Source organism: Bacillus sp. UNC69MF (assembly GCF_000746035.1).
Taxonomy (GTDB): Bacteria; Bacillota; Bacilli; order Bacillales; family Bacillaceae; genus Bacillus; species Bacillus velezensis.
This window is the reverse complement of record NZ_JQKM01000012.1, coordinates 75,702-101,900: the sequence shown is the minus strand read 5'-3', so window position 1 is coordinate 101,900 and position 26,199 is coordinate 75,702. Positions and strand designations below refer to the sequence as shown.

25 protein-coding genes and 1 pseudogene are annotated in these 26,199 nt (G+C 48.9%); 3 read left to right on the top strand and 23 right to left on the bottom strand.

From position 1 onward, the window contains the following. Nucleotides 1-94: 94 nt before the first annotated feature. The 3 genes and pseudogenes from BR62_RS0109585 to mce form a co-directional block, all read right to left on the bottom strand. The gene (locus BR62_RS0109585) at nucleotides 95-1,210 is read right to left on the bottom strand and encodes a tripeptidase T (protein WP_003153237.1); all 1,116 of its coding nucleotides are present in this window, start codon (nucleotides 1,208-1,210) and stop codon (nucleotides 95-97) included. Between the two features lie 16 nt (nucleotides 1,211-1,226). Further along, nucleotides 1,227-2,749 (bottom strand): annotated as a pseudogene (locus BR62_RS0109580) (acyl-CoA carboxylase subunit beta). Further along, complete coding sequence (gene mce / locus BR62_RS0109575) at nucleotides 2,736-3,164, bottom strand: methylmalonyl-CoA epimerase (RefSeq protein ID WP_007408391.1); 429 nt, start codon at nucleotides 3,162-3,164, stop codon at nucleotides 2,736-2,738. Before mce ends, BR62_RS0109580 begins: the two are co-directional and overlap by 14 nt. 93 nt (nucleotides 3,165-3,257) lie before the next feature. On the opposite strand from mce, the gene prli42 reads away from it, so the two are divergent. Further along, a complete protein-coding gene (gene prli42, locus BR62_RS19560) occupies nucleotides 3,258-3,353 on the top strand; it encodes a stressosome-associated protein Prli42 (protein ID WP_007408390.1) in 96 nt (31 codons plus the stop codon). Between the two features lie 13 nt (nucleotides 3,354-3,366). Here prli42 and BR62_RS0109570 read toward each other — a convergent pair whose 3' ends face one another. The 6 genes from BR62_RS0109570 to brxB form a co-directional block, all read right to left on the bottom strand. Further along, entirely contained in the window at nucleotides 3,367-3,897 is a 531-nt protein-coding gene (locus BR62_RS0109570; protein ID WP_014418329.1) for a L,D-transpeptidase, read from the bottom strand. A 69-nt stretch (nucleotides 3,898-3,966) separates the two neighbouring features. Then, nucleotides 3,967-4,920, bottom strand: coding sequence for an aromatic acid exporter family protein (locus BR62_RS0109565; protein WP_007408388.1), 954 nt, complete (start codon nucleotides 4,918-4,920; stop codon nucleotides 3,967-3,969). A gap of 76 nt (nucleotides 4,921-4,996) precedes the next feature. Then, entirely contained in the window at nucleotides 4,997-5,719 is a 723-nt protein-coding gene (locus tag BR62_RS0109560) for an arginine ABC transporter ATP-binding protein ArtM (RefSeq protein WP_003153229.1), read from the bottom strand. Next, the gene (locus tag BR62_RS0109555) at nucleotides 5,712-6,371 is read right to left on the bottom strand and encodes an arginine ABC transporter permease ArtQ (RefSeq protein WP_003153227.1); all 660 of its coding nucleotides are present in this window, start codon (nucleotides 6,369-6,371) and stop codon (nucleotides 5,712-5,714) included. The genes BR62_RS0109560 and BR62_RS0109555 overlap by 8 nt, the downstream gene beginning before the upstream one ends. 61 nt (nucleotides 6,372-6,432) lie before the next feature. After that, nucleotides 6,433-7,200, bottom strand: coding sequence for an arginine ABC transporter substrate-binding protein ArtP (locus BR62_RS0109550; protein ID WP_015240174.1), 768 nt, complete (start codon nucleotides 7,198-7,200; stop codon nucleotides 6,433-6,435). Between the two features lie 245 nt (nucleotides 7,201-7,445). Next, complete coding sequence (brxB, locus tag BR62_RS0109545) at nucleotides 7,446-7,883, bottom strand: bacilliredoxin BrxB (protein WP_003153223.1); 438 nt, start codon at nucleotides 7,881-7,883, stop codon at nucleotides 7,446-7,448. A 178-nt stretch (nucleotides 7,884-8,061) separates the two neighbouring features. Here brxB and BR62_RS0109540 point away from each other — a divergent pair, with 178 nt between their 5' ends. Further along, the gene (locus BR62_RS0109540; RefSeq protein WP_020956063.1) at nucleotides 8,062-8,958 is read left to right on the top strand and encodes a YegS/Rv2252/BmrU family lipid kinase; all 897 of its coding nucleotides are present in this window, start codon (nucleotides 8,062-8,064) and stop codon (nucleotides 8,956-8,958) included. A gap of 43 nt (nucleotides 8,959-9,001) precedes the next feature. Here the strand turns inward: BR62_RS0109540 and BR62_RS0109535 are convergent, their stop codons facing one another. The 8 genes from BR62_RS0109535 to BR62_RS0109500 form a co-directional block, all read right to left on the bottom strand. Beyond that, the gene (locus BR62_RS0109535) at nucleotides 9,002-10,264 is read right to left on the bottom strand and encodes a dihydrolipoamide acetyltransferase family protein (protein WP_007408384.1); all 1,263 of its coding nucleotides are present in this window, start codon (nucleotides 10,262-10,264) and stop codon (nucleotides 9,002-9,004) included. Between the two features lie 21 nt (nucleotides 10,265-10,285). After that, nucleotides 10,286-11,269, bottom strand: coding sequence for a 3-methyl-2-oxobutanoate dehydrogenase subunit beta (bfmBAB, locus tag BR62_RS0109530; RefSeq protein ID WP_032870635.1), 984 nt, complete (start codon nucleotides 11,267-11,269; stop codon nucleotides 10,286-10,288). Nucleotides 11,270-11,281: 12 nt separating this feature from the next. Continuing rightward, nucleotides 11,282-12,274: a thiamine pyrophosphate-dependent dehydrogenase E1 component subunit alpha gene (locus BR62_RS0109525; protein WP_014418336.1), complete on the bottom strand. Its 993-nt coding sequence runs from the start codon at nucleotides 12,272-12,274 to the stop codon at nucleotides 11,282-11,284. 22 nt (nucleotides 12,275-12,296) lie between these two features. After that, entirely contained in the window at nucleotides 12,297-13,718 is a 1,422-nt protein-coding gene (gene lpdA / locus BR62_RS0109520) for a dihydrolipoyl dehydrogenase (protein ID WP_032870632.1), read from the bottom strand. Then, entirely contained in the window at nucleotides 13,708-14,823 is a 1,116-nt protein-coding gene (gene buk / locus BR62_RS0109515; RefSeq protein WP_094032254.1) for a butyrate kinase, read from the bottom strand. Before buk ends, lpdA begins: the two co-directional genes overlap by 11 nt. A gap of 17 nt (nucleotides 14,824-14,840) precedes the next feature. Further along, nucleotides 14,841-15,935, bottom strand: coding sequence for a branched-chain amino acid dehydrogenase (gene bcd, locus BR62_RS0109510; RefSeq protein ID WP_003153209.1), 1,095 nt, complete (start codon nucleotides 15,933-15,935; stop codon nucleotides 14,841-14,843). Between the two features lie 13 nt (nucleotides 15,936-15,948). Beyond that, nucleotides 15,949-16,842, bottom strand: a complete 894-nt coding sequence (yqiS, locus tag BR62_RS0109505; protein WP_032866400.1) for a phosphate butyryltransferase — start codon at nucleotides 16,840-16,842, stop codon at nucleotides 15,949-15,951. A 122-nt stretch (nucleotides 16,843-16,964) separates the two neighbouring features. After that, nucleotides 16,965-19,034, bottom strand: coding sequence for a sigma-54 interaction domain-containing protein (locus BR62_RS0109500; protein WP_015240180.1), 2,070 nt, complete (start codon nucleotides 19,032-19,034; stop codon nucleotides 16,965-16,967). Nucleotides 19,035-19,187: 153 nt separating this feature from the next. Between BR62_RS0109500 and BR62_RS0109495 the strand changes: the two genes are divergently transcribed. Then, nucleotides 19,188-19,430, top strand: a complete 243-nt coding sequence (locus BR62_RS0109495) for a DUF2627 domain-containing protein (RefSeq protein WP_007408378.1) — start codon at nucleotides 19,188-19,190, stop codon at nucleotides 19,428-19,430. Nucleotides 19,431-19,458: 28 nt separating this feature from the next. Here BR62_RS0109495 and prpB read toward each other — a convergent pair whose 3' ends face one another. Genes prpB through BR62_RS0109465 form a run of 6 tightly spaced genes read right to left on the bottom strand, consistent with a single transcriptional unit; the run spans nucleotide 19,459 to nucleotide 26,172 of the window. Beyond that, nucleotides 19,459-20,364 (bottom strand): methylisocitrate lyase, encoded by a 906-nt coding sequence (gene prpB / locus BR62_RS0109490; RefSeq protein WP_015417790.1) that lies wholly within the window; start codon nucleotides 20,362-20,364, stop codon nucleotides 19,459-19,461. Nucleotides 20,365-20,382: 18 nt separating this feature from the next. Beyond that, nucleotides 20,383-21,810: a bifunctional 2-methylcitrate dehydratase/aconitate hydratase gene (locus tag BR62_RS0109485; RefSeq protein WP_020956067.1), complete on the bottom strand. Its 1,428-nt coding sequence runs from the start codon at nucleotides 21,808-21,810 to the stop codon at nucleotides 20,383-20,385. Nucleotides 21,811-21,835: 25 nt separating this feature from the next. Next, nucleotides 21,836-22,933 carry a citrate synthase gene (mmgD, locus tag BR62_RS0109480; protein WP_007408375.1) on the bottom strand — a complete coding sequence of 366 codons (1,098 nt, stop codon included), beginning with the start codon at nucleotides 22,931-22,933 and terminating at the stop codon, nucleotides 21,836-21,838. Nucleotides 22,934-22,956: 23 nt separating this feature from the next. Beyond that, entirely contained in the window at nucleotides 22,957-24,090 is a 1,134-nt protein-coding gene (locus BR62_RS0109475) for an acyl-CoA dehydrogenase (protein WP_032870631.1), read from the bottom strand. A gap of 29 nt (nucleotides 24,091-24,119) precedes the next feature. Further along, nucleotides 24,120-24,971 carry a 3-hydroxybutyryl-CoA dehydrogenase gene (locus BR62_RS0109470; protein WP_032870629.1) on the bottom strand — a complete coding sequence of 284 codons (852 nt, stop codon included), beginning with the start codon at nucleotides 24,969-24,971 and terminating at the stop codon, nucleotides 24,120-24,122. 19 nt (nucleotides 24,972-24,990) lie between these two features. Beyond that, a complete protein-coding gene (locus BR62_RS0109465; RefSeq protein WP_032866408.1) occupies nucleotides 24,991-26,172 on the bottom strand; it encodes an acetyl-CoA C-acetyltransferase in 1,182 nt (393 codons plus the stop codon). Nucleotides 26,173-26,199: the final 27 nt, after the last annotated feature.

Below are 26,199 nucleotides of genomic sequence, written 5' to 3'. Positions count from 1 at the left end.
AACCTATCCGGCGAGTTTTTCTTGTATCTGCAAGGCTTTAAACCAATTATCATGAAGAATGAAAAAAGCACCCAATCAACTGGGTGCTTCGTTTTTAGTTGGCCGCTGTTTCGATAATGGCAACGACCATTTCCGCCGTTTTGACGAGCTCTTCAATCGGCATTTTTTCATTTTTCGTATGGATTTGTTCATAGCCTACTGACAGGTTGACTGTCGGAATGCCGTGGCCGGCAATGACGTTTGCGTCACTTCCGCCGCCGCTTGTCTGAAGTTCGCTCGGCCGGCCGATTTTTGCCGCCGCTTTTTTCGCGACTTCCACAACCTGATCGCCGTCCTGATATTTGAAACCCGGATACATAACCGCGATGTCCACTTCCGCGCGGCCTCCCATCTCAGCTGCAGCAGATTCGAAAGCTTCTTTCATTTTCTGCACTTGCGCTTCCATTTTTTCAGGCACTAATGAACGCGCTTCAGCCAGAATATCAACCTGGTCGCAGACGATATTGGTTTGCGTGCCGCCTTCGAAACGTCCGATATTAGCCGTTGTTTCTTTATCAATACGGCCGAGCGGCATTTTAGAGATTGCTTTTGATGCGATTGTAATCGCGGAGATGCCTTTTTCCGGTTCTACCCCCGCATGAGCCGTTTTCCCGAAAATGGTTGCTCTCACTTTCGCTTGTGTCGGCGCGGCTACAATAATGTTGCCGACTTTTCCGTCTGAATCAAGCGCAAAACCGTATTTCGCGGTAATGTCTGAACGATCCATTGCTTTTGCCCCGACTAATCCCGATTCTTCTCCGGCCGTGATAATGAATTCAATGGTGCCGTGCTCGATGTTTTGTTCTTTCAGCACTTTAATGGCTTCAAACATTGCGGCAAGTCCCGTCTTATCATCAGCGCCGAGAATCGTCGTGCCGTCGGATTTTACATAGCCGTCTTCCACAATCGGCTTAACGCCTTTGCCCGGGACAACCGTGTCCATGTGCGATGTGAAATAAATCGTATCCGCATCTTTTGTGCCCTTTAACGTACAGATTAAGTTGCCGGCTCCATGCCCCGTCACTTCTTTTGTATCATCTTCTTTTACGCTCAATCCTAAATCAGTGAATTTTTGTTTGAGCACCTTGCTGATTTCCGCTTCATGTTTTGTCTCTGAATCAATTTGAACGAGTTCAAGAAATTCTTCAAGCAGACGTTTTTCGTTTACCATTTTCAGTTCCCTCCGTTTAAAGCGGTATATTACCGTGCTTTTTTTTCGGTCTTTCCTCTTCCTTATGCGCAAGTATGTCAAATGCCTGAATCAATTTTTTCCTCGAGTCTTCCGGCCGGATGATATCATCCACCATTCCGCAGGCCGCCGCTTTATACGGACCGGCGTTTTCCTTTTCGTATATGGCTTTTTTTTCGCGCTTCGTTTTCTCTGGCTCGTCAGAAGCCTGTATGTCTCTGCTGTATAAAATCGACGCCGCGCCTTCCGCTCCCATCACGGCGATTTCCGCATTGGGCCAGGCGAATACAAGATCTGCCCCGAGCCCTTTCGAATTCATGGCGACATAGGCGCCTCCGTAAGCTTTTCTGATGATGAGCGTCACTTTCGGCACCGTCGCTTCGGCAAAAGCATACAGCAATTTTGCTCCGTGACGGATGATTCCCGCATGTTCCTGCTGAAGGCCCGGAAGAAATCCAGGAACATCAGCGATCGTCAATAACGGAATATGAAACGCGTCGCAAAAACGGATGAATCTCGACGCTTTGTCAGCGGCATCAATCGTGAGGCTCCCCGCCAAGTGTTTCGGCTGGTTTGCGACAACACCGACTGTACGCCGTCCGAGTTTCAGAAAACCGACAGCAATGTTTTTGGCAAAATACGGCTGAATGTCAAAAAACGTTCCGTCATCCGCCAGCTCTTTTATTACCTGTAACACATCGTAAGGTTTCGAACTGTCCGCGGGAACGAGGGTGTTTAATAACGGTCTGGCGTCTTCCTTTTTAACGGGCAATGCCGTCTGTCCGCCGTGCGGGAGATAAGAAAGCAGGGTTTTCACAGCGGAAAGAGCCTCTTTTTCCGTTCGTGCGGAATAGTGGGCATTTCCGCTTATCACATTATGTATTCCCGCACCGCCTAAACTTTCCGCGTCAATCTGTTCACCCGTCACCTGTTCAATGACTTTCGGGCCTGTAATAAACATGTGCGACGTATGTTCCGCCATAATCACAAAATCCGTCAATGCGGGTGAATAAACAGCACCGCCGGCACACGGCCCAAGGATGACAGAAATTTGCGGAATCACTCCCGAGTAAAGGACGTTGCGCCTAAAGATATGACCGTATCCATTTAATGATACCACACCCTCTTGAATTCTCGCACCACCTGAGTCGTTCAGCCCGATGATCGGGGTTTTATTTTTCGCCGCCAGATCCATTACCGCCGCGATTTTTTCCGCATGTGTCTCGCCGAGCGTCCCGCCGAGTACGGTAAAGTCATGGGCAAACAAATACACGGGCCGTCCGTCAATTGTGCCGTATCCGGTAACAACGCCGTCTCCCGGAGCATTCTGGCACCCGGGCATGCGGCTTTTGGCAAACGGCTGCAGCTCTGAAAAACTGTCTTCGTCCAATAAATAGTCAATTCTTTCTCTTGCCGTCAGCTTGCCTTTTTTGTGCTGTTTTTCATTTTTTCCGCTCCGCCGCCGTTTGTTAAAAAGGAACGTCTTTCATTTAAGTGTCTGATATGATCACTCATGCTCATCTTGAGTTTCTCCTTTTTCAATTGTTTCACAAAGCTCAATCAGGACCCCGTTCGCCTCTTTTGGAGAGAGAAATGCGATCTTCTTCCCGCCCGCTCCGTTTTGCGGTTCATGATGGATCAAAGTCATGCGGCATGCTTCAAGCTCCTTGATCGTTTCCTTCATATCGGCGCAGCGGAATGCCAAATGATGCAGCCCTTCGCCTCTTTTCTGTAAAAAAGAGCTGACGGGAGACGCGTCCGACAGCGGCTCAATCAGCTCAAGCTTTGTGCCTCCCGCTTCTAAAAAAGCAACTCTCACATTTTGGCCGCTTACCAGCTCGTCTCCGATATACGTAAGCCCGAGCATCCGTTCGTAAAATCCTCTCGCGGCTTCAATAGAGCTGACGGCAATGCCGACATGATCAAGTTTTTTCATAGCGCGGCCACCTGCTTTCCGCCATAGGATATGGCTTGTTCATACAAGCAAAACACGTTAAAATGATAGACAGTAATCTTAAGGAGTGAAACAATGTCTCAAAAATTTATGAAAAGCGCCGTCATCGTCATTTTGGGCGTATTTATACTTTCAACCCTCCTCTCAGGCATTATGATGTATTTGCGGTAAAAAAGCAGGCGCCTCATTGCAAGGGGGTTTCCTGCTTTTTTATGAGGGCTTTCCGCTCTATTGCAATGTCCTCGAATGAGCGGTTTTCTTTTGTAATCAATACTTTCGTTCCGGGAGGGATAATCCGGAAAATACGGATGACATCCCGGTTTTTCATACGGATACAGCCGTTTGATACAAACCCCCCGATCAGCTCTTCTCTGTTTGTTCCGTGAATGCCGTATATCCTGCCGTCAGTTCCTTTCGCGTCAAAACCGATCCAGCGGACGCCGAGCGGGTTTTCCGGCGCGCCTCCCTTTACATTCTTCTTCCGGTAATACGGATTGACGGCTTTGACCGTTACCGTAAATTCTCCTTCAGGCGTTAAATCATCCGTTTTTCCCGTCGCCACCTGATAAATGCCTTCTATTCGGTTATCCTTCACAACAGCAAGCGCATTTGTGGCTTTATTGACGATAATATAAGGGTCACCCGGCAAAGGGTTCGCGCCAAGCGGCCAAAGCGGAGACAGCAGCAGGGCGGCTGACAATAAAAAAAATCGCATGGGCTCCCCTCCTTTTTTCATTAGAATGACCAATGAAAGGAGGACTCATGCGATTGATCCATATGTTTTTTACAGCTTGATGCCTTTGAAATAACTTTTAATCACGAGATATTGTTCCATCTCACCGAGGAGGTGGAACAAAGCCGCCCGCGCTTCAAACTCCTCGCGCGTTGCCGGGAGCGGCATTTCTTCAAATTCCGTTCTCATTTCTGCAAGTCTTTTTAAAAATTTATGAGCGGTATTGCCGGGATGAATGGCTTCCCTTAATTCATGGATGAAATGGGCGATTATTTTGCCCTGCTCCACCGTTATTGAAATAGAGGTAATCTTCGGCAGCAGCCGTTCAATGATTTCAAATTGTTTCTGTCTCATCTTAAAATAATGATAGTAAAGATTTTCATGGCGCAAAATATGATTCTGCACGTCCCGATAGGCGAGGTTTTTCGCCTCTTGAATCATCTGATGCGTCTCCGGTATTTCCTTCCCCGACCAATCTTGCTCACCAGTTAACAAATACCGTTCGATTTCGGCGAAGATGACGGAAAAGTTGTCCTCAATTTTTTTCCGGTATGCCGCGAGTTTTCTGTCGAGGCTCGGCATATACAGATTCATTAACAGCGCGACGCCGATACCTACGGTGATCAGCTGGAACTCATTCCAGATAAACGCCATCGTAATGCCGCCGGACATATATAAATGAAGAATGATTACTGAGCTGGTGACGATCCCTTCGTTTATTTTTAAAACGACTGTAGTCGGAATGAACAGCACCAGCAATATTCCGATCGCAAACGGATAATAGCCGATCAGCCCGAAAAAGACATATGAGAAGACGATCGCCAATAAACAGGCGGCAAATCGGGCCCACGAGGCCTGAAGCGACCGCTTTTGCGTAATCTGGATGCACAATATGGTGATGATTCCTGCGGATGCGAAGTTTTGCAGATGCAACAGCTGGGCTAAATAAATGGCCAGCGCCGTTCCAAGTGCGGTCTTTAGTGTGCGGTAACCGATTTTAAACATTGCTTGCTCCATTCTGTTTGTTTCTTTCTCAAAAAAAAGAAGAAGAGCATTCTTCTTCTTTTCTTACAGTTATATTTTATAATATTTTTTCTAAAAAGTCCTGTGCTCTTTTTGACTTCGGAGAAAGAAAAAATTCTTCCGGCTGCCCGTCTTCCACGATCGTCCCTTCATCCATGAATAATACGCGGTCTGCCACTTCTTTGGCAAATCCCATTTCGTGCGTTACGATCACCATCGTCATGCCCGTCTGCGCGAGCTCTTTCATCACCTCAAGAACTTCTTTGACCATTTCCGGGTCAAGAGCCGAGGTCGGTTCATCAAACAGCATGATGTCAGGATTCATGGCAAGCGCCCGCGCGATGGCGACCCGCTGCTTCTGTCCGCCTGACAAACGGTTCGGATAGTCGTTCCGTTTGTCAAGCAGTCCGACTTTTTCAAGGAGGGCGCACGCCTTTTCCTCCGCCTCCTTTTTAGACTCTTTCTTCACGCTGACTGGCGCGTATGTGATATTTTCAAGCACCGTTTTATGAGGAAACAAATGAAAATGCTGAAATACCATGCCGATATTTTCCCGCACTTTCAGTTTATTCGTTTTAGCTGCGGTAATTTCATTTTCTTTAATGGCAATCGTTCCGCCGCTCGGGGTTTCCAGCAGATTTAAGCAGCGCAGAAACGTTGATTTGCCGGAACCGGAAGGGCCGATGACAGCGACGACTTCCCCTTCTTCGATCTGTGTTGAAATGTTTTTCAGTACTTCATGTTTCCCGAATGATTTTGACAGGTTGTCGACCTTAATCATTGGCTTTCAGCTTCCTTTCTACGCCTTTTCCGATGAATGCTAAGATCAAAACGAGCACGTAATAGATTAAGCCCGCCACAATAAGAGGTTCTAAATAGTTGTATGTTGCGGCGCCGGACTGGTAGGCCCGTCTCATAATGTCGCCAAGACCGATAACTGTGACGATCGCCGATTCTTTCGTTAAGGTGATTAATTCGTTAATAATAGCCGGAGAAATGTTTTTAAACGCCTGCGGCAGCAGCAGATCTTTCATCATTTTTCCGTACGGCACGCCGAGAGCGACGGCAGCCTCTTTTTGTCCTTTGTCAATTGCGTTGATTCCCGCTCTGATAATTTCAGAGACGTAAGCGGCTGAATTGAGCGATAATGCGGTGACCGCCGCCCAAAATTGATCGATCTGAAAGCCCAGAAGCTGCGGCATACCGAAATAGATGATCATCAGCTGCAGCACGAGCGGCGTGCCGCGGAATATCGAAGTATAAAAATCCGCAATCCATTTCAGCGGACTGATCGTGCTGATTTTAAATAAGCTGAGCACGATGCCTAATACAAGACCGATGACCGCTGAAACGAGCACAATTTTTAATGTGACCGCAAGGCCTTCCAATATAAAAGGAATTTGGGGGATTGTCGCTGAGAAATCCAAATTCATACGTGTGATCTCCTTTGTCTTTATTCAAGATAAAAAGCTCAACGAAAAGTTGAGCTTTCTTTTATTTCTCGTTGGTGAACCATTTTTTCTTCAGTTTTTCGATTTCTCCGTTTTTCTCCATTTCTTTCAGCGCTTTGTTGAACTTCGCTGTCAGATCACTGTCTTTGCGGAACGCAATCGCGGAACCCGATTCGTCTGATTTCGCATCTGCTGACGCAAAGCCCTGCAGATCTTGATTTGAACTGAAATAGCCTTGTGCTACGATGTCTTCGATAATCGCGGCATCAAAACGCCCGGATTTGATCTCTTCGGTTAAGTCTGAAATCCGGTTGCGGTCTTCGAGCTGAAAACCGTATTTCGAAGCGAGCTTCTTGCCTTTTTCCTCTTGAATGGAGCCGAGCTGAACACCGACGGTTTTGCCTTTCAGATCATTCAGGGATTTAATGCTGCTTCCCTTTTTCGTAACGATCATATTGTTAGCAGTATAATAAATATCAGAAAAATCAACTTGCTTTTTCCGTTCCGGTGTAGGTGTCATTCCAGATAAAATCATATCTACCTGCTTGGACTTCAAGGCTGTAATCAGGCTGTTGAAGTCCATGTCCTGCACCTCAACGTCATAGCCAGTCTTTTTGCCTAGAGCTTTTGCCAGATCAACGTCAAACCCGGTGATCTGATCGCCGTCTTTATATTCAAATGGTTTATAGTCAGCCGATGTACCCATAATCAGCTTGTTCTTTCCGCCCTCTGAGCCTGAATTGCCTGATCCGCAAGCGGACAGCGCAAAGGTGATACATGCGGCAGCTAATACCAACAGCCATTTCTTCATGATTCATTTCCCCCATATCTACTGATCTCTTAAATTTGAATATTTATTCGTTAACTTGTATTTTAAACACTTTTTAATTGTGATGCAATACTATTTTTGAAAAATATATTTTCCTTTCTGTGTTTATTATAGTCATTGTTTTTCAGGTTAGTGACAGCTGAACGCCGATGTATAAATATTTATATTTATACAGATACCATATAAAAAAACCCCGCAAGCGCTTGGCTCCGGGGTTTTTCTTTCACTTATACTTCTTCACAATATTCTTCAAATGCTTCCTGCAGTTTTGTGACGACGGCCATCGGCTCATGGCCTTCAATTTCATGGCGTTCCACCATTTTCATGATTTTCCCGTCTTTTAAAATGGCAAATGACGGAGAGGACGGCGGATAGCCTTCAAAGTATTCTCTCGCTTTGGCTGTCGCTTCTTTATCCTGTCCGGCAAATACCGTCACAAGCTGATCCGGGCGTTTATCGTAATGTACGGAATGGTACGCGGCAGGCCGTGCAATACCGCCTGCGCATCCGCACACAGAGTTGACCATGACGAGTGTCGTTCCTTTTTTCGAAAGCGCTTCGTCCACTTCCTCAGCGGTTTTCAGCTCTGTATACCCGGCGGCCGTGATTTCCTGGCGGGCTTGACGCACGACATCATTCATAAATAAATTAAAATCCATATTCAACTGGGACCTCTCCTTTTTGATCATCTCTTCTTATGATAGCAAGGAACCTCCCTATCGGCAAATGACACCGCTCATATCCAATTGTTTTTTGTCCCTTTTATGTTCCCGATGTAAGTTTATGACCCTTTAAAAACGGGAAACTTGTTAAGGAGATTGTCTGAAATAAAGGAGCAGTCATATGAGCCAACGGAAAGCAGTTTTAATTTATAATGGAAACGCCGGTCAAAAACAGATTGATAAAACGCTCGGCACGGTCGTCCCCATTTTGGCCCAGTCAGCTGATGAACTTTTGATTAAACCGACCAAACATCAGGATGATGCCCGTCAGTATTGTGAAAATCTCGACAGTTCAGTTGACCATTTATATATTTTAGGCGGGGACGGCACTGTGCATCAATGCATCAACAGCATCAGCAAGCTTGATCACAGACCCGCTGTCGGCATTTTGCCGGGAGGAACGTGCAACGATTTCTCCCGGGCGCTCGGCATCCCGCAAAACCTTCAAAAGGCCGCTGAAGTGCTCGCGGCCGGACATAAACGGATGATTGACGTCTGTAAAACGGATGACGGCTATTTTCTGAACTTCTGGGGCATCGGACTGATCACCGAAGCATCAAGCCATATTAATGAAACTGAAAAAGCATGGCTTGGTAAAATCAGCTACTTCACGAGCGCCTTGCGGACGATGACAAGCGCGAACCCGTTTCCTGTCAAATTGACGATTGACGGCGAGGTGAAAGAAGACGAAGCCGTAATGGTGCTTGTCATGAACGGGCATTATATCGGGACAAACAGAGTTCCCCTGCCTGATGCCAGCCTCCAGGACGGCTTAGCCGATGTGTTAATCTGCCGCAACACAAGCCTTGCCGCGTTGCGGGAGCTGATGACGATGGAGCAGGGTTCGTTTGATGATTTCAAAGGGGAGCTGTCCTATATTCAGGCCTCCAGGATTGAAATCGAAACCGGACGTGAGATGGACGCGGATACAGATGGCGAGGTATACGGAACAACACCTTGTACGATCGAAGTGAAAAAACATCATCTCACTATGATTGTTCCCGAGGATTCACAATGAAAATAAAAAAGCTCCTTTTGCCGCCCGGGCAAAAGGAGTTTTTTTAATAGACGGAAGTATGTTCATCAATGTTTTCTAAGATCTCTTTGACGCGTCCGAGGAATCGGCCGCACACGAGCCCGTCGAGCACTCTGTGATCTAAAGACAGGCAAAGATTAACCATATCACGAACGGCGATCATCCCGTTATTCATGACAACCGGACGTTTGACGATAGATTCTACCTGAAGAATCGCCGCCTGCGGATGGTTGATAATGCCCATAGATTGAACTGAGCCGAAAGATCCCGTGTTATTGACGGTAAATGTGCCGCCCTGCATATCTTCCGCGGTAAGTTTTCCGTTTCTCACTTTTTTCGCAAGGTCTGTTATTTCTCTGGCTATGCCTTTAATCGTTTTTTCATCAGCATGCTTAATAACCGGAACAAACAGCGAATCTTCCGTGGCAACGGCAATGGAGATGTTGATGTCTTTCTTTTGGACGATTTTGTCTCCCGCCCACATGCTGTTCATCTGCGGGAACTCCTTGAGAGCCTGCGCCGCCGCTTTTACAAAGAAAGCGAAAAATGTTAAATTAAAGCCTTCTTTCTGTTTAAATGAGTCTTTAATGCTGTTTCTGTACGCCGTCATGTTCGTGACGTCGACTTCCATCATCGTCCAGGCATGCGGAATTTCTGTTTTGCTTTTATGCATATTGGCGGCGATGGCTTTTCTGACGCCTGTAACCGGAATTTCAATATCACCGGCTGACAGAGCGGGTGCCGGCGCTTGTTTTTGCTGTTGTTTCGGCGCTTGTTGCGTTGTTTGAACGGCAGCCGGCGCCGGTGCTTCCGACTTCTGCTTCATTCCCGAATCAATGATCTTTTGAATATCTTTTCGCGTAATTCTTCCGCCTGCACCCGTTCCTTCAACTTTTTCAAGCTGAATGCCGTGTTCTCCCGCTAATCTGAGCACGGCCGGCGAATAACGCGCTTTATTTGACTGATCTTTACCTTGACGGTTTGCATCAGTGTCTGAAGGGCTATTCTGCTCTTCTTCCCGCTTCGGCGCCTCTTCGGTTTCCGTTTCTTCTGTTTCAATTTTGCAGATGATCTCGCCGACTGCAAGAGTCTGGCCTTCTTCTCCTACAAGTTCTCTAATCGTACCGGTAAAAGAAGACGGCACCTCCGCGTTCACTTTATCTGTCATGACCTCCGCGATGGGGTCATATTTATTCACTTGATCACCGGGGGATACCAGCCATTTGCTGATCGTCCCTTCCGTCACGCTCTCTCCGAGCTGAGGCATAGCCATTTGTTCAATCGCCATGTCAAAAACCTCCTTACGTCTTTAAAACTCCGCTAATTCTCTCATCGCGGCTTCTGCTTTGTCAGGATTCATCATGAAGTATTTTTCCATTGTCGGCGCATAAGGCATTGCCGGAACGTCAGGACCTGCAAGCCGCTTGATCGGCGCGTCTAAATCAAATAAGCAGTTTTCAGAAATAATAGCGGCGACCTCGCTTATAATACCGCCTTCTTTCGTATCTTCTGTGATCAGCAATACTTTTCCCGTTTTAGACGCGGCTTCAATGATGGCTTCTTTATCTAACGGATAAACCGTACGCAAATCTAATACGTGTGCGGAAATTCCGTCTTTTTCAAGGCGCTCGGCAGCCTGCAGAGCAAAATGGACGCATAATCCGTACGTAATAACAGTAATGTCGCTGCCTTCGCGTTTTACATCCGCCTTTCCGATCGGAAGGACGTAATCATCCGCAGGGACTTCGCCTTTAATCAGACGGTACGCCCTCTTATGTTCGAAAAACAGCACCGGATCTTCGTCACGGACTGCAGCTTTCAACAGCCCTTTTGCGTCATAAGGAGTTGAAGGCATGACAATTTTAAGGCCCGGCTGGTTGGCAAAAATAGCCTCCACAGATTGGGAATGATACAACGCGCCGTGCACGCCGCCGCCGTAAGGCGCTCTGATGACCATCGGACAGCTCCAATCATTGTTTGAACGGTAGCGTATTTTTGCCGCTTCTGAAATGATTTGGTTGACCGCAGGCAGAATGAAATCGGCAAACTGCATCTCGGCAATCGGGCGCATGCCGTACATCGCGGCGCCGATCCCTACACCGGCAATCGCTGATTCAGCAAGCGGCGTATCCATCACCCGCTCTTCTCCGAACTGTTCATAGAGACCCGCCGTTGCTTTAAACACGCCGCCTTTTCTCCCGACGTCTTCCCCGAGAACAAAAACGCGCGGATCTCTTTCCATTTCTTCTTTCATTGCTGCATTAATACTGTCAATATAAGACATTACAGACATAAGTATTCCTCCCTACTTCGCATAAACGTGATCAAGCGTTGATTCAGGAGATGCATATGGCGCTTTCTCCGCTTCGTCTGTCGCTTCGTTTACGATAGCCATGATGTCATCCAGCATGGTCTTTTCTTCTTCTTCACCTAGAAGCCCGGCTTCTTGCAAGTATGCTTTGTATAAAAGAAGCGGATCTTGTTTCTTTGCTTCTTCTACTTCTTCGCGTTCTCTGTAGCTGCTGTCGTCGTCATCACTGGAATGCGGCGTCAAACGGTAGGAAACCGTTTCTATTAATGTAGGGCCTTCGCCTTTAGACGCCCGTTCGCGCGCTTCTTTTACGGCCCGGTAAACTTCCAGCAGGTCGTTTCCGTCAACAGTGACTCCCGGCATGCCGTAGCCTGCCGCCCGGTCGGATATTTTCTCGCACGCCACCTGTTTGTCATACGGGACAGAAATGGCATACTTATTGTTTTCACACATGAAAATGACAGGCAGTTTATACACGGCGGCAAAGTTTGCCCCTTCGTGAAAATCCCCCTGGTTGGAAGATCCTTCTCCAAAGGTAACGAAAGAGACGATATCCTTTTTATCCATGCGTCCCGCAAGCGCGATTCCGACTGCGTGAGGAACCTGCGTCGTAACAGGGGATGAGCCCGTTACGATTCTGTTTTCCTTTTGCCCGAAGTGGCCCGGCATCTGCCTTCCGCCTGAGTTCGGGTCAGCTGCTTTCGCAAAACCCGACATCATCAAATCCTTTGCAGTCATACCGAATGCAAGCACAACCCCTATATCTCTGTAGTACGGAAGCACATAGTCGGTATCACGGTTTAAGGCATAGGCCGCGCCTACTTGCGCCGCTTCCTGTCCTTGACATGAAACAACGAACGGAATTTTGCCCGAGCGGTTTAAGAGCCACATTCTTTCGTCGATTTTTCTGGCTAACAGCATGGTTCTATACATTTCAACGGCTTCTTCGTCAGAGAGCCCTAATGCTTGATGGCGGTTTGTAGTCATTCAAACCCCTCCTTCTTTCCTTTTAAAAATGAATCGCGTTTCCGTCTGCGGCTAACGCAGCTTCTCCAATCGCCTCTGAAAGCGACGGATGCGGATGTATGGACTGGCCGATTTCCCAAGGCGTCGCGTCGAGCACCTTGGCAAGCCCCGCTTCAGAGATCATATCGGTGACGTGCGGGCCGATCATATGAACACCGAGAATATCATCTGTATTCCGATCGGCGACGATTTTGACAAAGCCGTCGCTTTCTCCGTATACAAGAGCCTTTCCGATCGCCATGAACGGAAACTTCCCGATCTTCAGTTCATGCCCTTTTCGAAGAGCTTCCTCTTCTGTCAGACCGACGCTCGCCGCTTCCGGATTTGAATAAATACATTTCGGCACAAGAGCGGCATCAAGCGGAGCCGGATTAAGACCCGCCATATGCTCAACGGCAATGATGCCCTCACGGGAGGCCACATGCGCAAGCTGCAGCCCGCCGACAACATCACCGATCGCATAAATGTGCGATTCCTTCGTCTGCCCGGCTTCGTTCACGATGATAGAACCGTTTTCCGCTTCAATATCCGTGTTTTCAAGCCCGATCCCTTCAATGTTCGGCTGGCGGCCGATGGAAACAAGCATTTGTTCCGCGTGATACGTTTCTTTTTTTCCATTCTTTTCAGCGGCAATTGAAACGCCGTCCGCTTTTTCCAATGTATCCGGAAGCACTTTCGCACCCGTCACGATCTTAATTCCTTTTTTCGTTAACAGTTTTTCCATCTCGCTTGAAATATCACGGTCTTCCGTCGGCAAAATGCGGTCCGCATATTCAATCACAGTGATATTGACGCCGAAATCGTTCAGCATGGAGGCCCATTCAATTCCGATGACACCGCCGCCGACGATCATCATGGATTGGGGCAGACGTTCAAGCTCTAACGCTTCATCTGATGTCAGAATATATGTACCGTCTGCTTCTAAACCCGGCAGCATTTTCGGCCTTGAACCGGTTGCGATAATCAATTGTTTCGGTATCAGCATGTCGTTTTCTTCACCATTTGCGTATTCGACGGAAACCGTACCGGGAAGAGGTGAGAAGATGGAAGGGCCGAGCATACGTCCGTACCCGTTGAATACATCAATCTTCCCCTTTTTCATCAAGTGGGCGACACCGCCGGCCAGCCGGTCAACGATTCCCTGCTTTCGTTTTTGCACGCTGTCAAAGCTGAGGGAGACACCTTCCGTTTCAATGCCGAATGCTCCCGCTTCCTTTGCGGTTCGGTACACTTCCGCGCTTCTTAACAGCGCTTTACTCGGGATACATCCTTTATGCAGGCATGTTCCGCCGAGCTTTTCTTTTTCTACAACGGCCGTTTTTAAGCCGAGCTGGGCCGCTCTGATGGCGGCTACATAACCGCCCGTGCCGCCGCCCAGAATGACCACATCATACTCAGTCGCCATTTGTTTTCACTCCTTCGCCGATCTGATATTGCTTTGACTGCTCCTCACCGGCTAAAACCCGAAGCGCGCCTTGCGCGAGAGATTGCAGTTCATTTTCTCCCGGGTACACCAGTACATCCGAAATCCAATCTATGTACGATCTGATGGCGGATACGAAACTTTTCCCGTACGCCAATCCGCCCGTCAGGACGATAATGTCTACTTTTCCTTTTAAAACGGCGCTTGCCGCCCCGATTTCTTTTGCTACTTGATAAGCCATGGCGTCATAAATGAGACGCGCATGCTCATCTCCGGCCTGAATGCGTTTTTCCACCTTCACCGCGTCCGTTGTCCCCAGGTAGCCGGAGAGTCCGCCCGTGCCGACAAGTTTTTTCATCATATCGGCTTTTGAATACTTGCCGGAAAAACACATTTCTACCAAATCACCCGCCGGAACAGTTCCCGCGCGCTCCGGGCTGAAGGGTCCTTCTCCGTGAAGCCCGTTGTTGACATCCGTCACCCGTCCGCAATCATGGACACCGACTGTGGTACCGCCGCCCATATGAGTGACGATCATCTTCATCTGTTCATACCGTTTGCCGAGGGACGCCGCCGCCTGACGGGCAACAGCTTTTTGGTTCAAAGCATGGAAAATGCTTTTCCGCTTGATCTCAGGCATTCCTGATACTTTAGCGAGCGGAGTCATCTCATCCACCACGACCGGATCGACGATATACGCGGGGATATTTAATCCGTCAGCTATTTCCCTGGCAATAATTCCGCCCAGATTAGAAGCATGCTGGCCGTTGTAGCCGTTTTTCAAATCAGTGATCATGGCGTCATTCACTTCATATGTGCCGCCCTCAATCGGTCTGAGCAGGCCGCCCCTGGCACAAACGGCATCGAACTTTGAAATGTTGATGCCCTGTTCGTGCAAAGACTCAAGAATGCTTATTTTTCGAAATTCGTATTGGTCGATAATGCTGTTAAATGTTTTCAGCTCTTCTTCGGGATGCCGCAGCGTCTTTTCAAAGATACAGCGTTCATTGTGAAAGACACCGATTTTCGTTGATGTTGAGCCTGGATTCAGAATGAGAATGCGTTTTTCCTTTTCGAACATTTTCATACCTCCAGATCAAATTCCTATCGTCTGCTTAATATACTTTGGCCGTTTTGCAGAAACTGGCTTCTTGAACGGCGCATGCGCTCAATTCGTTCCTCAGCCAGACGGTCGGCCGCTAAGTATGTCGGAATGCCGTCACGCGCGGAAATATCGAGCACCCGCTCAATGTTTGCATAGATGCCTTCAACCTTTTTCAAAGCCCGCTCAGCATTGTAGCCGTAAAGCTCATCGGCCACATTGATGACGCCGCCTGCATTGATGACATAATCCGGAGCGTACACGATTCCCATTTCATGAATGGTATCGCCGTGACGTGTTTCTTTCAGCTGGTTATTGGCCGCTCCCGCAATGACTTTCGCCTTCAGCTGTTTAATCGTGTCATCGTTAATGACGGCGCCGAGAGCACATGGGGCATAAATATCGCACGCCTGTGAGTAAATGTCGCCGGGATCAACTGCGCGGGCGCCGAAGTCCTCAACGGCACGTTTAACAGATTCTTTATTGATATCCGTTACGATTAAAGAAGCGCCTTCTTCGTGAAGGTGGCGGCATAGATTGTAAGCCACATTTCCCACGCCTTGCACGGCAATTGTTTTACCTTCCAGTGAATCAGTGCCAAACGCCGCTTTCGCTGCGGCTTTCATCCCTTTGTAGACGCCGTACGCCGTAACCGGGGACGGATTTCCTGATGAACCGAATGCCGGAGAAATTCCGGTTACATAGTCTGTTTCATCATGAATGATGTCCATATCTTCAACGGTGGTGCCGACGTCTTCCGCCGTAATATACCTTCCGTTTAAGCCTTGGATGTAGCGCCCGAACGCGCGGAACATTTCTTCATTTTTATCTTTGCGCGGGTCTCCGATAATAACGGTTTTCCCGCCGCCTAAGTTTAAACCGGCAGCCGCATTTTTATAAGTCATGCCTTTTGCAAGTCTTAGTGCATCTTCAATCGCCGCTTCTTCACTGTCATATGTCCACATTCTTGTTCCGCCGAGTGCGGGGCCGAGCGTCGTATCATGAATCGCGATGATCGCTTTTAATCCGGATTGTTCATCTTGGCAGAATACCAATTGTTCGTAATCATAAGTCTCCATATATTTAAAAATTTCCATAGGTTCGTTCCTCCTACTGTTCTTGTGATGCGCAAATCGCAAGCGCAATTGAATACAGTTTATTTTCTGCGGTATCCGCTCTGCTCGTTAATGCGATCGGCGCTTTTGCACCGGCGATGACGGCAGCAACACTTGCTTTCGCAAAATAAATCATTGACTTATAAAGCATATTTCCGGCCTCGATTGAAGGAACCAAGAGAATATCCGCCTGGCCCGCTACGCTTCCGGAAATCCCTTTTTGCAGCGCAGCCGCTTTGGATACGGCATTATCCAAAGCAAGCGGTCCGTCCGCAATGCAGCCGGTAATCTGTCCTCTATTGCACATCTGGACGATCGCAGCCGCGTTCAGCGTCACCTCCATTTTCGGATTAACCGTTTCAATAGCGGCAAGGACTGCGGCTTTCGGCATAGGATTCCCTACTGAATGTGCGACATGAACAGCATTTTGCAGAATATGCCCGAGCTCTTCAAGAGACGGGGCAATGTTCAGCGCTGAATCAGTCACATACATCAGCCGGTCATAGTCCGGCACCTCAAAAACAGCTACATGTGATAACACCCTTTTTGAACGAAGCCCTTCATGGCGGTTTAAAACCGATTTCAGAAGAGTTGAGCTCGGGAGATTCCCTTTCATTAAAACGTCCGCCTCTTGTTCACGCACTGCGCGCACTGCTTTTGCCGCAGATTCTTCGGGTGAATCGGCGTGGATGATTTCAGCATTGAACTTCGGCTCATTTGCGAGAAGCTCTTTCAGCTTTCCGCTGTCACCCGTCAGTAAAAATCGTGCCGACAAGTGTTCTGCCGCCATTTTGACGGCCTGGATCACTTCTTTATCTGCTGCGTGGGCCACTGCAATGGTTTTTGCGTTTTTTGCCGCGGCTTTTTCAACTAGGTCTCTCAGCTTCATTTTGTACCACCTTCCTTGTGCGAATCCGCTTTTAACAATGCAAGTTCCGTGCCAAATATGCGGGAGGGTTTATTCCGGCTTTCTTCAAGAAAACATGCAGCTGTTTGCGCTTTCTCTGCAATTTATTGCATGCCGTCATTTGCAAGGCCGTACTTATCCATTTTGTAGTACAGATTCCGAATGCTGACACCAAGCGCTTTTGCCGTTTTGGTTCGGTTGAATTTATGCTTTTCAAGCGTTTTTTGAATGACGTGCGCTTCAAATTTTTCAACAGCCTGAGACAGCTTTTCCCCTTCCACATCCGGAAAATCACTTTGGGTGCCGTTTTTTTCATTCAGCTCTGATTCAAAAACAGGCAGATGCTGCTGTTCGATCCGTTCCATGTGCGGCTCTAAAAATATCATTGCCCGTCCGAGAACATTTTCAAGCTCCCGGACGTTTCCCGGCCAGCTGTAGGCTGATAAAGCTCGCAGCGCGTTCGGCGTGAGCCCCTTTACATTGCGGCCGTAATCCTGATTGATTTTTTCAATGAGCCGAATGCTCAGCGCTTCAATATCTTCTTTGCGCTGCCGAAGCGGCGGGATTGAGATCGGATAGCGGTTAATCCGGTAATACAGGTCTTCACGGAACGCGCCTTCCGCCATGGCCTTTTCGATGTTGACGTTTGTCGCTGCGATAATTCTGACATTGACAGAAATCGCTTTAGCGCCGCCGACTCTGATAATTTCTTTTTCCTGCAGAACTCTGAGCAGCTTTGCCTGGGTGCTTTGGGTCAGCTCTCCGATTTCATCTAAGAAAATGCTGCCGTTATTCGCTTCCTCAAAAAGTCCTTTTTTGCCCCCGCGCCTCGCGCCCGTAAACGCGCCTTCCTCATAGCCGAAAAGCTCGGATTCTAGCAGTGATTCAGACAGGGCCGCACAATTGACCCGAATGAACTTATTGTATTTTCGGTCGCTTTCATTATGGATGGCGTGGGCGAAAAGTTCTTTTCCTGTGCCGGATTCTCCCCGCAGCAGAATCGTCGCCGGCGTTTTCGCCCCGAGCTTCGCCTGTTCAAGGGCGACCAGCATTTGTTCACTCGTGCCGATAATGTCGTCAAACGTGTATTTCGCTTCAAGCGTGCGGATGATCTGGCGCGCCCGATTCAGCTCAGCAGTCAGCGTTTTAATTTCTGACACGTCGTGGATGACGCCGACGCTGCCTTTTAAAATACCGTCCACAATAACGGGGGCAACATTTACGATAACATCCTTTTTATTGGGGCCGACCTTCATTCTCACACCCCGCACGGGCCGCCTTGTCCCCAATACTTTCAGGTGCATGCTCTCCCCTTCTGAGATATCGGTGGAAGCGGGTTTTCCGATGACTTCGCTTTCTGACAGCCCGGTCATTTTTGTATACGCTTTGTTGATTAACATTCCGATGCCGTTTTCATCAACGACAGAAATGGCCTCGTCTGATGATTGTATAATCGCTTCAAGCATGGTGCGGATTTGTTTTAAGTTCGTGACCTCTTCCGCCAGTTCAACTGCGTCGGTGATATCTTTAAACACGCATAACGCGCCGAGAAGTTTTCCGCCTTCATCAATGATCGGCAGTCTTGTCGTGACAATCTGCAGGTGCTTTCCGAGAAGCTGCTTCTGGTTATATTCCGGCTCTCTCGTTTCCAGAATCCGCGGCAGCTTTGTGTTCGGCACTACATCTTTAATTTGGCGGCCGATGACATCCTCCCGTTTTTGGCCGACCATTTTTTCTGCCATCTGATTAAATAAAATGATCGTTTCGTTGACGTCTATAAAAATCATGCCGTCGTGCGTTGAATTAAAAATCCGGTCATGCTTATACGTCTGCGACTTCAGCATTTGGATAAGCTGCTGTTTTTCCTCCATCAGCTGAAACACCATGTACGCCAATTTTCCCGGCATGACGATGGTTTGTTCTTTTTTCTCATGGAGCAGCTCATCCATGACCGCTTTATCGCCTGTTGTATGGATGATAATATCTATATCTTCAGTTATGTAGGGTTTCCAATCTGATGAGGTTGCAATTCCATATTTCCGGGCTTCTTGCAGCCCTTGCGCCTCCGGATCTTGATCAACCACCGCAATAATCCGGATCAGCTTTGTTTTCATCAAAATCTGTAGGAGCGCCGTGCCTCCTTTACCAGCACCTATAATCAGCACCTTCTGCATCCCGATACCCCTTTATATGAAAAAATTTGCACACCTGTATTTCCCGTTGCAATAATTTGCACAACCCCTATGTTACCACGTTTTGATCTCTTGACAAAATATTTTTTCGATTGGACAATAAAGGAAAACATATCGTAAAGGGGTTTTCTGAATATGAGCCGGCTTGTTGCGCTTTTAATTCTGGTCCTCCCCGGCGCTGTCGCGGCGCTCGGCATTAAGCTGATGAGAGATGCATTATTCGGGCATGCGTTTTCCCCGTTTCCGTCCCTTTTTCTTCAGGGGGCGGCCGGATTGGCGTTTTTTTTGTTCGGCCTTTATGTTCTGGCCGGGTTTATTCTGTACAGAGATCGGAAACGCAATCAAGTCAGCCCGCGGTTCAGGAAAAAAAAGCTGTAAAAAAAGCCCTTGCAAAAAAAGGGCTTTTTCAGTCGTCCGGCAGTATTGTTTTGGCAATGGATTGATCCAGTTCTTCATAGTCATCGTAAGCGATCGTTTCATATAGTTCTTTTCTCGTCTGCATATCCGAAAGCCCCTCTTTTTGCGAGCCTTCTTCTTTCAGAAGGCGGAAAATACGCTCAAAAGCCTTGGCCGCCGTTCTGAGTGACGTGACCGGGTAAATGACCATCTGACAGCCCATATCGGAAAATTCATCAGCACTGTAATACGGCGTTTTTCCGAATTCAGTCATGTTTGCGAGAATCGGCACACTGATTTGTTTGGAAAACGCTCTGAATTCACTTTCGGATTGGAGCGCTTCCGGAAAAACAGCGTCAGCACCCGCTTTTATATAAGCGGACGCCCTTTTTAATGCCCCCTCCAATCCTTCCTGCTGTCTGGCGTCTGTTCTCGCAACAACAAGAAGAGTCGGCGCGGCCCGCTTGACCGCTTGGATTTTTTGCGCCATTTCTTCAATCGGCACGAGCTGCTTCCCATTCAGATGTCCGCATTTTTTCGGCAGGCGCTGATCCTCCATCTGGACGGCGGCCGCGCGCGCTTCATACATTTCTTTCGCCGTCCGGGCGGCATTCAGCACTCCTCCGAAACCCGTGTCAATATCGACAAGGACGGGCAGATCAGACGAGCGGACCAGATCTTTAACCCGTTCAGCCATTTCCGCCGACGTGATGATCCCTAAATCGGGAAGCCCTCTGCTCGCCGTGTAAGCCGCGCCTGATAAATAAAGAGCCGAAAACCCCGTTTTCTTGGCGATAAGAGCGGCCATCGCATCGTGAGCGCCGGGGATCTGCAATAGATCCGGCGCTGCCATCAGCGTACGGAACCGCTCTGCAAGCTCCTCTTGAGACGACTGCTTGCTGACGATCCACGTCATGTTTGTCACCCTCCTATTTTATACGAGAAATAAGTCCATAAATTCACTGACGCTGAGCTTCTGCATTCGGCCGCAGTGTTCGCAGGCCTCTTCGATTTTACGCTGCTGCTTCAATGAAAAATGAGTGCTGATGTTTGCTGAAAACTTGGCAAGAATCTTCGGAACGGCTTCTTTTCTGCGGAACCGGTGCCCGAGCGGGTATTCACATTCAATCCGTCCCGTAGCCGTGCCGTCTGTAAAATGCACCTGTACGGCATTTGATATGGATCGCTTATTCGGGTCTAAGTAATCTTTTGAGTACGCTTTGTGTTCCGTCACCTCCATTTTGCTCCGCAATGTATCAATTCGCGGGTCAGACGCCGTTTCCTCTTCATAATGATCCGCCGTGATATCTCCGAAAAGCAGCCCGATTGCCGTAATATACTGGAGGCAGTGATCCCGGTCAGCCGGATTGTGAAGCGGCCCTTTTTTATCGATAATCCGGATTGCCGACTCATGGGTCATAATCGTGATCCTATCAATGTCTTCGATGCGGTCTTTCACCTCCGGATGAAGCCGGACCGCGCATTCCGCCGCTGTCTGGGCGTGGAATTCAGCCGGGTAGGATACTTTAAACAAAACATTCTCCATCACATAGGACCCAAGCGGGCGGGCAAGCTTCATTTCCTGCCGGTTAAACAATACGTCTTGAAATCCCCACCCAGATGCGGTCAGAGCCGTCGGGTACCCCATTTCACCTTTTTGCGCCATAAGGGCCAAATATACGCCTCTGCTCGTCGCGTCGCCGGCCGCCCATGATTTGCGTGATCCGGTGTTCGGCGCATGACGATACGTTCTGAGGCTTGAATTATCAATCCAAGCGTGAGATACGGCGTTATTGATTTCCTCTCTTGAGCCGCCCAGCATTTGTGCGCAAACAGCCGCAGTCGCCACTTTCACAAACAGCACATGATCAAGCCCCACTCTGTTTAAGCTGTTTTCCAAAGCGAGAATTCCTTGAATTTCGTGCGCTTTGATCATTGCGCAAAGCACATCGCGCACGATAAGCGGTTCTTTCCCTTCTGAAATCCGCACTCTGGATATATAATCCGCACAAGCCAATATGCCTCCGAGATTGTCAGACGGATGACCCCATTCCGCCGCAAGCCACGTATCATTATAATCGAGCCACCTGTTGATACAGCCGATATTAAAAGCAGCCGTGACCGGGTCTAAAACAAAAGGCGTGCCCGGGACTCTGCTGCCGTTGGGCACGGAGGTTCCCGGGACAATCGGGCCGAGCAGCTTTGTACATTCGGGATAGCTGAGCGCCAAAATTCCGCAGCCTATCGTATCAAGAAGCACATGTCCTGCCGTAGCGAAAGCTTCTGAACTGTCAATCTCCTGATGGAGCACGTAATCAGAAATCTCTTCGATTACAGCGTCCATTCGGCGGGGTTCTGTCATGTTTTCATCTTCCTTTCTCATCTGTTTACAGGCGCGCTCCGGTATAACGGACACGCGGGCGGAAAAGCCGGTTTCGGCTGTGCTGTTCAATGACGTGGGCGCACAATCCGACCGTCCGTGCGCTGAAGAATATAGGCGTATACAGCGGTATCGGGATGCCGAGCATGTAATAGACCGGCGCTGCGTAGTAATCTAAATTCGGATAAAGGCCTTTTTTCTCCCGCATGACGGTTTCGCCGGCTTCACACATATGATAAAGACGGAAATCACCTGAAAGATCAGACAGCTTTTTTAACGCTTCTTTCATCATGAGCGCCCTCGGGTCCATTTTTTTCATGTAGACACGGTGGCCGAAGCCCATAATTTTTTCTTTGTTTGCGAGTTTTTGAGTTAATAATTGTGTAAACCCGTCTGTATCCTTCGCTTCCTCAAGCATGTACATAACCGCTTCGTTCGCTCCGCCGTGAAGATTTCCCTTAAGCGAGGCGACGGCTCCGGTCAGCGCGCCGTAAATATCCGATTGCGTCGAAGCGATGACACGGGCCGTAAACGTTGAGTTCGGCAATTCATGCTCACTGTATAAAAGAAGCGACCTGTCGAAGATTTCTTCTTCCAAAGATGACGGTGTTTTTCCGGTAATCATATATAAAAAGTTTGCGCTGTATGATAAGGTTCCGACCGGCGCCAAAGGCTCCAGCCCGTTGATGACTCGATAGCTGTTGACCGTCAGATTCGGCATTTTGCCTATCAGTCCGCGTACGCGGTGCTGATTTACGGAAGATGAGCGGTCATCGATGTCCTTGTCAAAGCCTCCAAGCGCGGACAAACCCGTCCTCAGTCCGTCCATCGGGTGAGTATGTTCGGGCAGCAGACGGCATATGTGCAAGATTTCCTCGGGAAGGTGCCCGCCGCGCCGAACGTCTTCTTCAAGCGCCGCCTTCTCTTTCGCATCAGGAAGTCTGTCTTCCAATAAGAGATGAACAATGTCCATATAGCCGGCCGTTTTAGAAAGCTCAATCAGATCGTGGCCTTTGATTAAAATACTGCCCTGCTGTGTATCCAGGAAAGAAATCCCCGTTTCCACCGCTATGACGCCATCTAAACCGGGAGAATAAGATTCCATGGTTTCGCTCCTTTGCGCACTTTTTATTGAAGAAGATACTTAGAAATAATCAGCCTTTGAATCTCATTGGTTCCTTCATAGATTTGCGTGACTTTCGCATCCCGAAATAAACGCTCCGCGGGATACTCTTTCATATAGCCGTAGCCGCCGTGAATCTGCACAGCCTCCACCGCCGCTTTCATCGCCGCATCGGACGCGAATTGCTTCGCCATAGATGCTTCTTTTCCGCACGGAAGCCCTCGCTGATACAGATCAGCAGCATGATAGACCAATAATTTGGCAGCTTCCGCATTCGTCGCCATGTCAGATAATTTAAATGAAACGGCCTGATTCGAAGCAATGGGTCTGCCGAACTGGCTGCGGGTTTTGGCGTACTCCACCGAGCAGCCGAGCGCCGCTTCGATAATCCCGAGCGCCTGGGCCGCTATGCCGATCCGTCCGACGTCAAGGTTTTTCATGGCGATTGAAAAGCCTTCACCCTCTTCGCCGAGCCGGTTTTCAACCGGAATTTCCGCTTGGTCAAACTGCAATTCGACAGTATTGGAACCTAACAGTCCGAGCTTTTTTTCTTTTTTTCCGACAGAAAAACCGGGTGTGTTTTTTTCAACGATAAACGCTGAAATTCCCTTTCTCCCTTTACCCGGATCGGTTATGGCGAATGTCAGATACAGATCTGCCGCTCCGCCGTTTGTAATAAAGATTTTTGAACCGTTCAGAATATATGAACCGCCTTTTCGCACGGCCGTTGTTTTCAGGCTGCCCGCATCAGATCCGGATTGAGGCTCAGTAAGCGCAAAAGCCCCAATATATTCGCCCGCTGCCAGCTTCGGAATATACGTTTGTTTTTGGGCTTCTGTCCCGAAATGCAAAATCGGGATTGTCCCTACCGATGTGTGGACGGATAAAATGACGCCGACGGCCGCGCTGACTTTTGATATTTCATGAATCGCTAAAATGTAAGATGTTGTATCAGCACCCGCCCCGCCGTAAGCTTCCGGGACGGGAATGCCCATCAATCCCGCTTCGCCCATTTTTTTAATCAGCCGCTCCGGAAATTCATCTGTTGATTCCATGAGCTCAACCATCGGCGCGATTTCCTTGCGGGCAAAATCACGCACCATTTTTCTCATCATGATGTGCTCTTCTGTAAAATGCATGGCTGCCGTCTCCCCTCATGATCTTTACGTCATCTGCCGTACTCATAAAAACCGCGCCCGCTTTTTTTGCCGAGCCAGCCGGCGCTGACATATTTTCTGAGCAGAGGGCATGGGCGGTATTTCGAATCTCCGAGTCCCGCATAGAGAACCTCCATAATGGAAAGGCACGTATCCAGCCCGATGAAGTCAGCTAATGTTAAAGGACCCATCGGATGCCGCATGCCGAGCTTCATCACCTCATCAATCGCTTCCTTTGAAGCTGCTCCTTCGTAAAGGCAATAAACGGCTTCGTTAATCATCGGCATTAATATGCGATTAGATATAAAGCCCGGGAAGTCATTGACTTCGACAGGGGTTTTATTCATCCGGACGGCAAGCTTCTTTACTGTTTCCGCCGTTTCTTCCGATGTGGCGAGTCCTCTGATGACTTCGACAAGCTCCATGACAGGAACCGGATTCATAAAATGCATGCCGATTACTTTTTCAGGCCTTTTTGTGGCCGCGGCAAGCTCCGTAATGGGAAGAGAAGACGTATTGCTTGCCAATACGGCATGAGGGGGACAGATTTTATCTAGTGTGTCAAACAATTCCGCTTTTGCTTTTTTGTTTTCTGCAATGGCTTCAATTACAAAATCAGCATCTCCCGCTTCTGTGAGTTCTGCCGGGGAAATACGGCTGAAAACGGCATCTGTCTCCTGCCGTGACTTCCGTCCTTTTGCCTGCTCTTTCTCCAGGTTTGTCTTTATGCGGTGAAGACCTTTTGTTACCGTTTCCGGCTCCCAATCGTATAACATGACGGCAAACCCGGCTTCTGCAGCCGTCTGCGCGATGCCTGCTCCCATCTGACCGGCACCTGCGACCATGATTGTTTTCATTTTCATCCGGCGCTCCCTCCTTTGATCAGTACACCTCAAGCAGGACGGCATCTCCTTGAGCCGCTCCGCTGCATATAGCCGCTATGCCTAAACCTCCTCCGCGACGCTTTAATTCGTATATTAAACTCATGATGATTCTCGCTCCGCTTGCGCCGATCGGGTGGCCGAACGCAATCGCCCCTCCGTTTACATTCACTTTTTCCCGGCTGAACCCGGCTATTTTTTCACTCACGAGCACGACGGACGCAAATGCTTCATTTACTTCAAACAAATCAATATCGTCAACGGACAGTCCGGTTTTTGTCAAGAGCCGGCTGATGGCCTCTCCCGGCGCGCTTGCCAGCTCGCACGCTTCCAGTCCGACTGACGCAAAGCCAAGTATCGCTGCGAGCGGCCTGACATGCTGCTTCGCGGCTTTTTCCTCTGACATCAGCACAAATGCTCCGGCCCCGTCATTTACACCGGGAGCGTTTCCGGCTGTAACCGTTCCGTCGGCTGTAAAAATTGGCTTGAGCGCTGCAAGCTGCTCAAGGCTCGTATCAGGGCGCAGCCCCTCATCCGCTTCAACGGTATGCTGTTTGCCCTTTTTGCCGGTCCAGGTGACGGGGACAATTTCTTCACGCAATTTGCCCGCCTCGGCCGCCTCAGCCGCGCGTTTCTGGCTCAAAAGAGCGTAATGATCCTGTTCATCCCGGGAAATGCCGTACTTTTTGGCCGCAGTGCTTCCGTGGACAGCCATATGCACCTGGTCGAACGCACAGGTCAGCCCGTCATGAACCATTAAATCCTGAAACACCCCGTCCCCCATCCTCACACCCCAGCGGCCGGCCGGAATGGCGTACGGAATGTTGCTCATGCTTTCCATTCCGCCTGCAATCAGCACGTCCGCATCTTTCGCCCGGATCATTTGATCACAGATGGTAACGGCCCTGAGCCCTGATGCACAGACCTTATTAATGGTTTCAGCCGGAACGGACCACGGAAGCCCGGCATATCTTGCAGCCTGCCGTGCCGGAATCTGCCCGGCACCCGCCTGGACGACCATTCCCATCACCGCTCCTTCCGCTTCGCTTTCACTGATAGCGGCGCGCTTGATTGCTTCTTTTATGGCAATGCCGCCAAGCTCGGCTGCCTTTACCTCTTTTAATGCGCCGCCAAATTTTCCGAACGGCGTTCTTGCCGCACTGACGATAACCGTTTTTCCCACAATTTTGCCTCACTTTCAATAAGATAA

Coding starts and splice junctions, on each gene's coding strand:
- BR62_RS0109540 (WP_020956063.1), top strand. CDS start 8,062: ATGAGCCAACGGAAAGCAGTTTTAATTTATAATGGAAACGCCGGTCAA.
- BR62_RS0109495 (WP_007408378.1), top strand. CDS start 19,188: ATGAGCCGGCTTGTTGCGCTTTTAATTCTGGTCCTCCCCGGCGCTGTC.
- BR62_RS0109470 (WP_032870629.1), bottom strand. CDS start 24,971: ATGAAAATGAAAACAATCATGGTCGCAGGTGCCGGTCAGATGGGAGCA.
- mmgD (WP_007408375.1), bottom strand. CDS start 22,933: ATGGAATCTTATTCTCCCGGTTTAGATGGCGTCATAGCGGTGGAAACG.
- BR62_RS0109525 (WP_014418336.1), bottom strand. CDS start 12,274: ATGACTACAAACCGCCATCAAGCATTAGGGCTCTCTGACGAAGAAGCC.
- BR62_RS0109475 (WP_032870631.1), bottom strand. CDS start 24,090: ATGCATTTTACAGAAGAGCACATCATGATGAGAAAAATGGTGCGTGAT.
- BR62_RS0109565 (WP_007408388.1), bottom strand. CDS start 4,920: ATGTTTAAAATCGGTTACCGCACACTAAAGACCGCACTTGGAACGGCG.
- lpdA (WP_032870632.1), bottom strand. CDS start 13,718: ATGGCGACTGAGTATGATGTGGTCATTCTGGGCGGCGGCACGGGCGGT.
- BR62_RS0109550 (WP_015240174.1), bottom strand. CDS start 7,200: ATGAAGAAATGGCTGTTGGTATTAGCTGCCGCATGTATCACCTTTGCG.
- BR62_RS0109485 (WP_020956067.1), bottom strand. CDS start 21,810: ATGACAGAACCCCGCCGAATGGACGCTGTAATCGAAGAGATTTCTGAT.
- BR62_RS0109560 (WP_003153229.1), bottom strand. CDS start 5,719: ATGATTAAGGTCGACAACCTGTCAAAATCATTCGGGAAACATGAAGTA.
- buk (WP_094032254.1), bottom strand. CDS start 14,823: ATGAAAATGTTCGAAAAGGAAAAACGCATTCTCATTCTGAATCCAGGC.
- prli42 (WP_007408390.1), top strand. CDS start 3,258: ATGTCTCAAAAATTTATGAAAAGCGCCGTCATCGTCATTTTGGGCGTA.
- mce (WP_007408391.1), bottom strand. CDS start 3,164: ATGAAAAAACTTGATCATGTCGGCATTGCCGTCAGCTCTATTGAAGCC.
- BR62_RS0109570 (WP_014418329.1), bottom strand. CDS start 3,897: ATGCGATTTTTTTTATTGTCAGCCGCCCTGCTGCTGTCTCCGCTTTGG.
- BR62_RS0109555 (WP_003153227.1), bottom strand. CDS start 6,371: ATGAATTTGGATTTCTCAGCGACAATCCCCCAAATTCCTTTTATATTG.
- bcd (WP_003153209.1), bottom strand. CDS start 15,935: ATGGAAATTTTTAAATATATGGAGACTTATGATTACGAACAATTGGTA.
- BR62_RS0109535 (WP_007408384.1), bottom strand. CDS start 10,264: ATGGCGATTGAACAAATGGCTATGCCTCAGCTCGGAGAGAGCGTGACG.
- prpB (WP_015417790.1), bottom strand. CDS start 20,364: ATGACGTGGATCGTCAGCAAGCAGTCGTCTCAAGAGGAGCTTGCAGAG.
- BR62_RS0109500 (WP_015240180.1), bottom strand. CDS start 19,034: ATGCAGAAGGTGCTGATTATAGGTGCTGGTAAAGGAGGCACGGCGCTC.
- bfmBAB (WP_032870635.1), bottom strand. CDS start 11,269: ATGTCTGTAATGTCTTATATTGACAGTATTAATGCAGCAATGAAAGAA.
- BR62_RS0109585 (WP_003153237.1), bottom strand. CDS start 1,210: ATGGTAAACGAAAAACGTCTGCTTGAAGAATTTCTTGAACTCGTTCAA.
- yqiS (WP_032866400.1), bottom strand. CDS start 16,842: ATGAAGCTGAGAGACCTAGTTGAAAAAGCCGCGGCAAAAAACGCAAAA.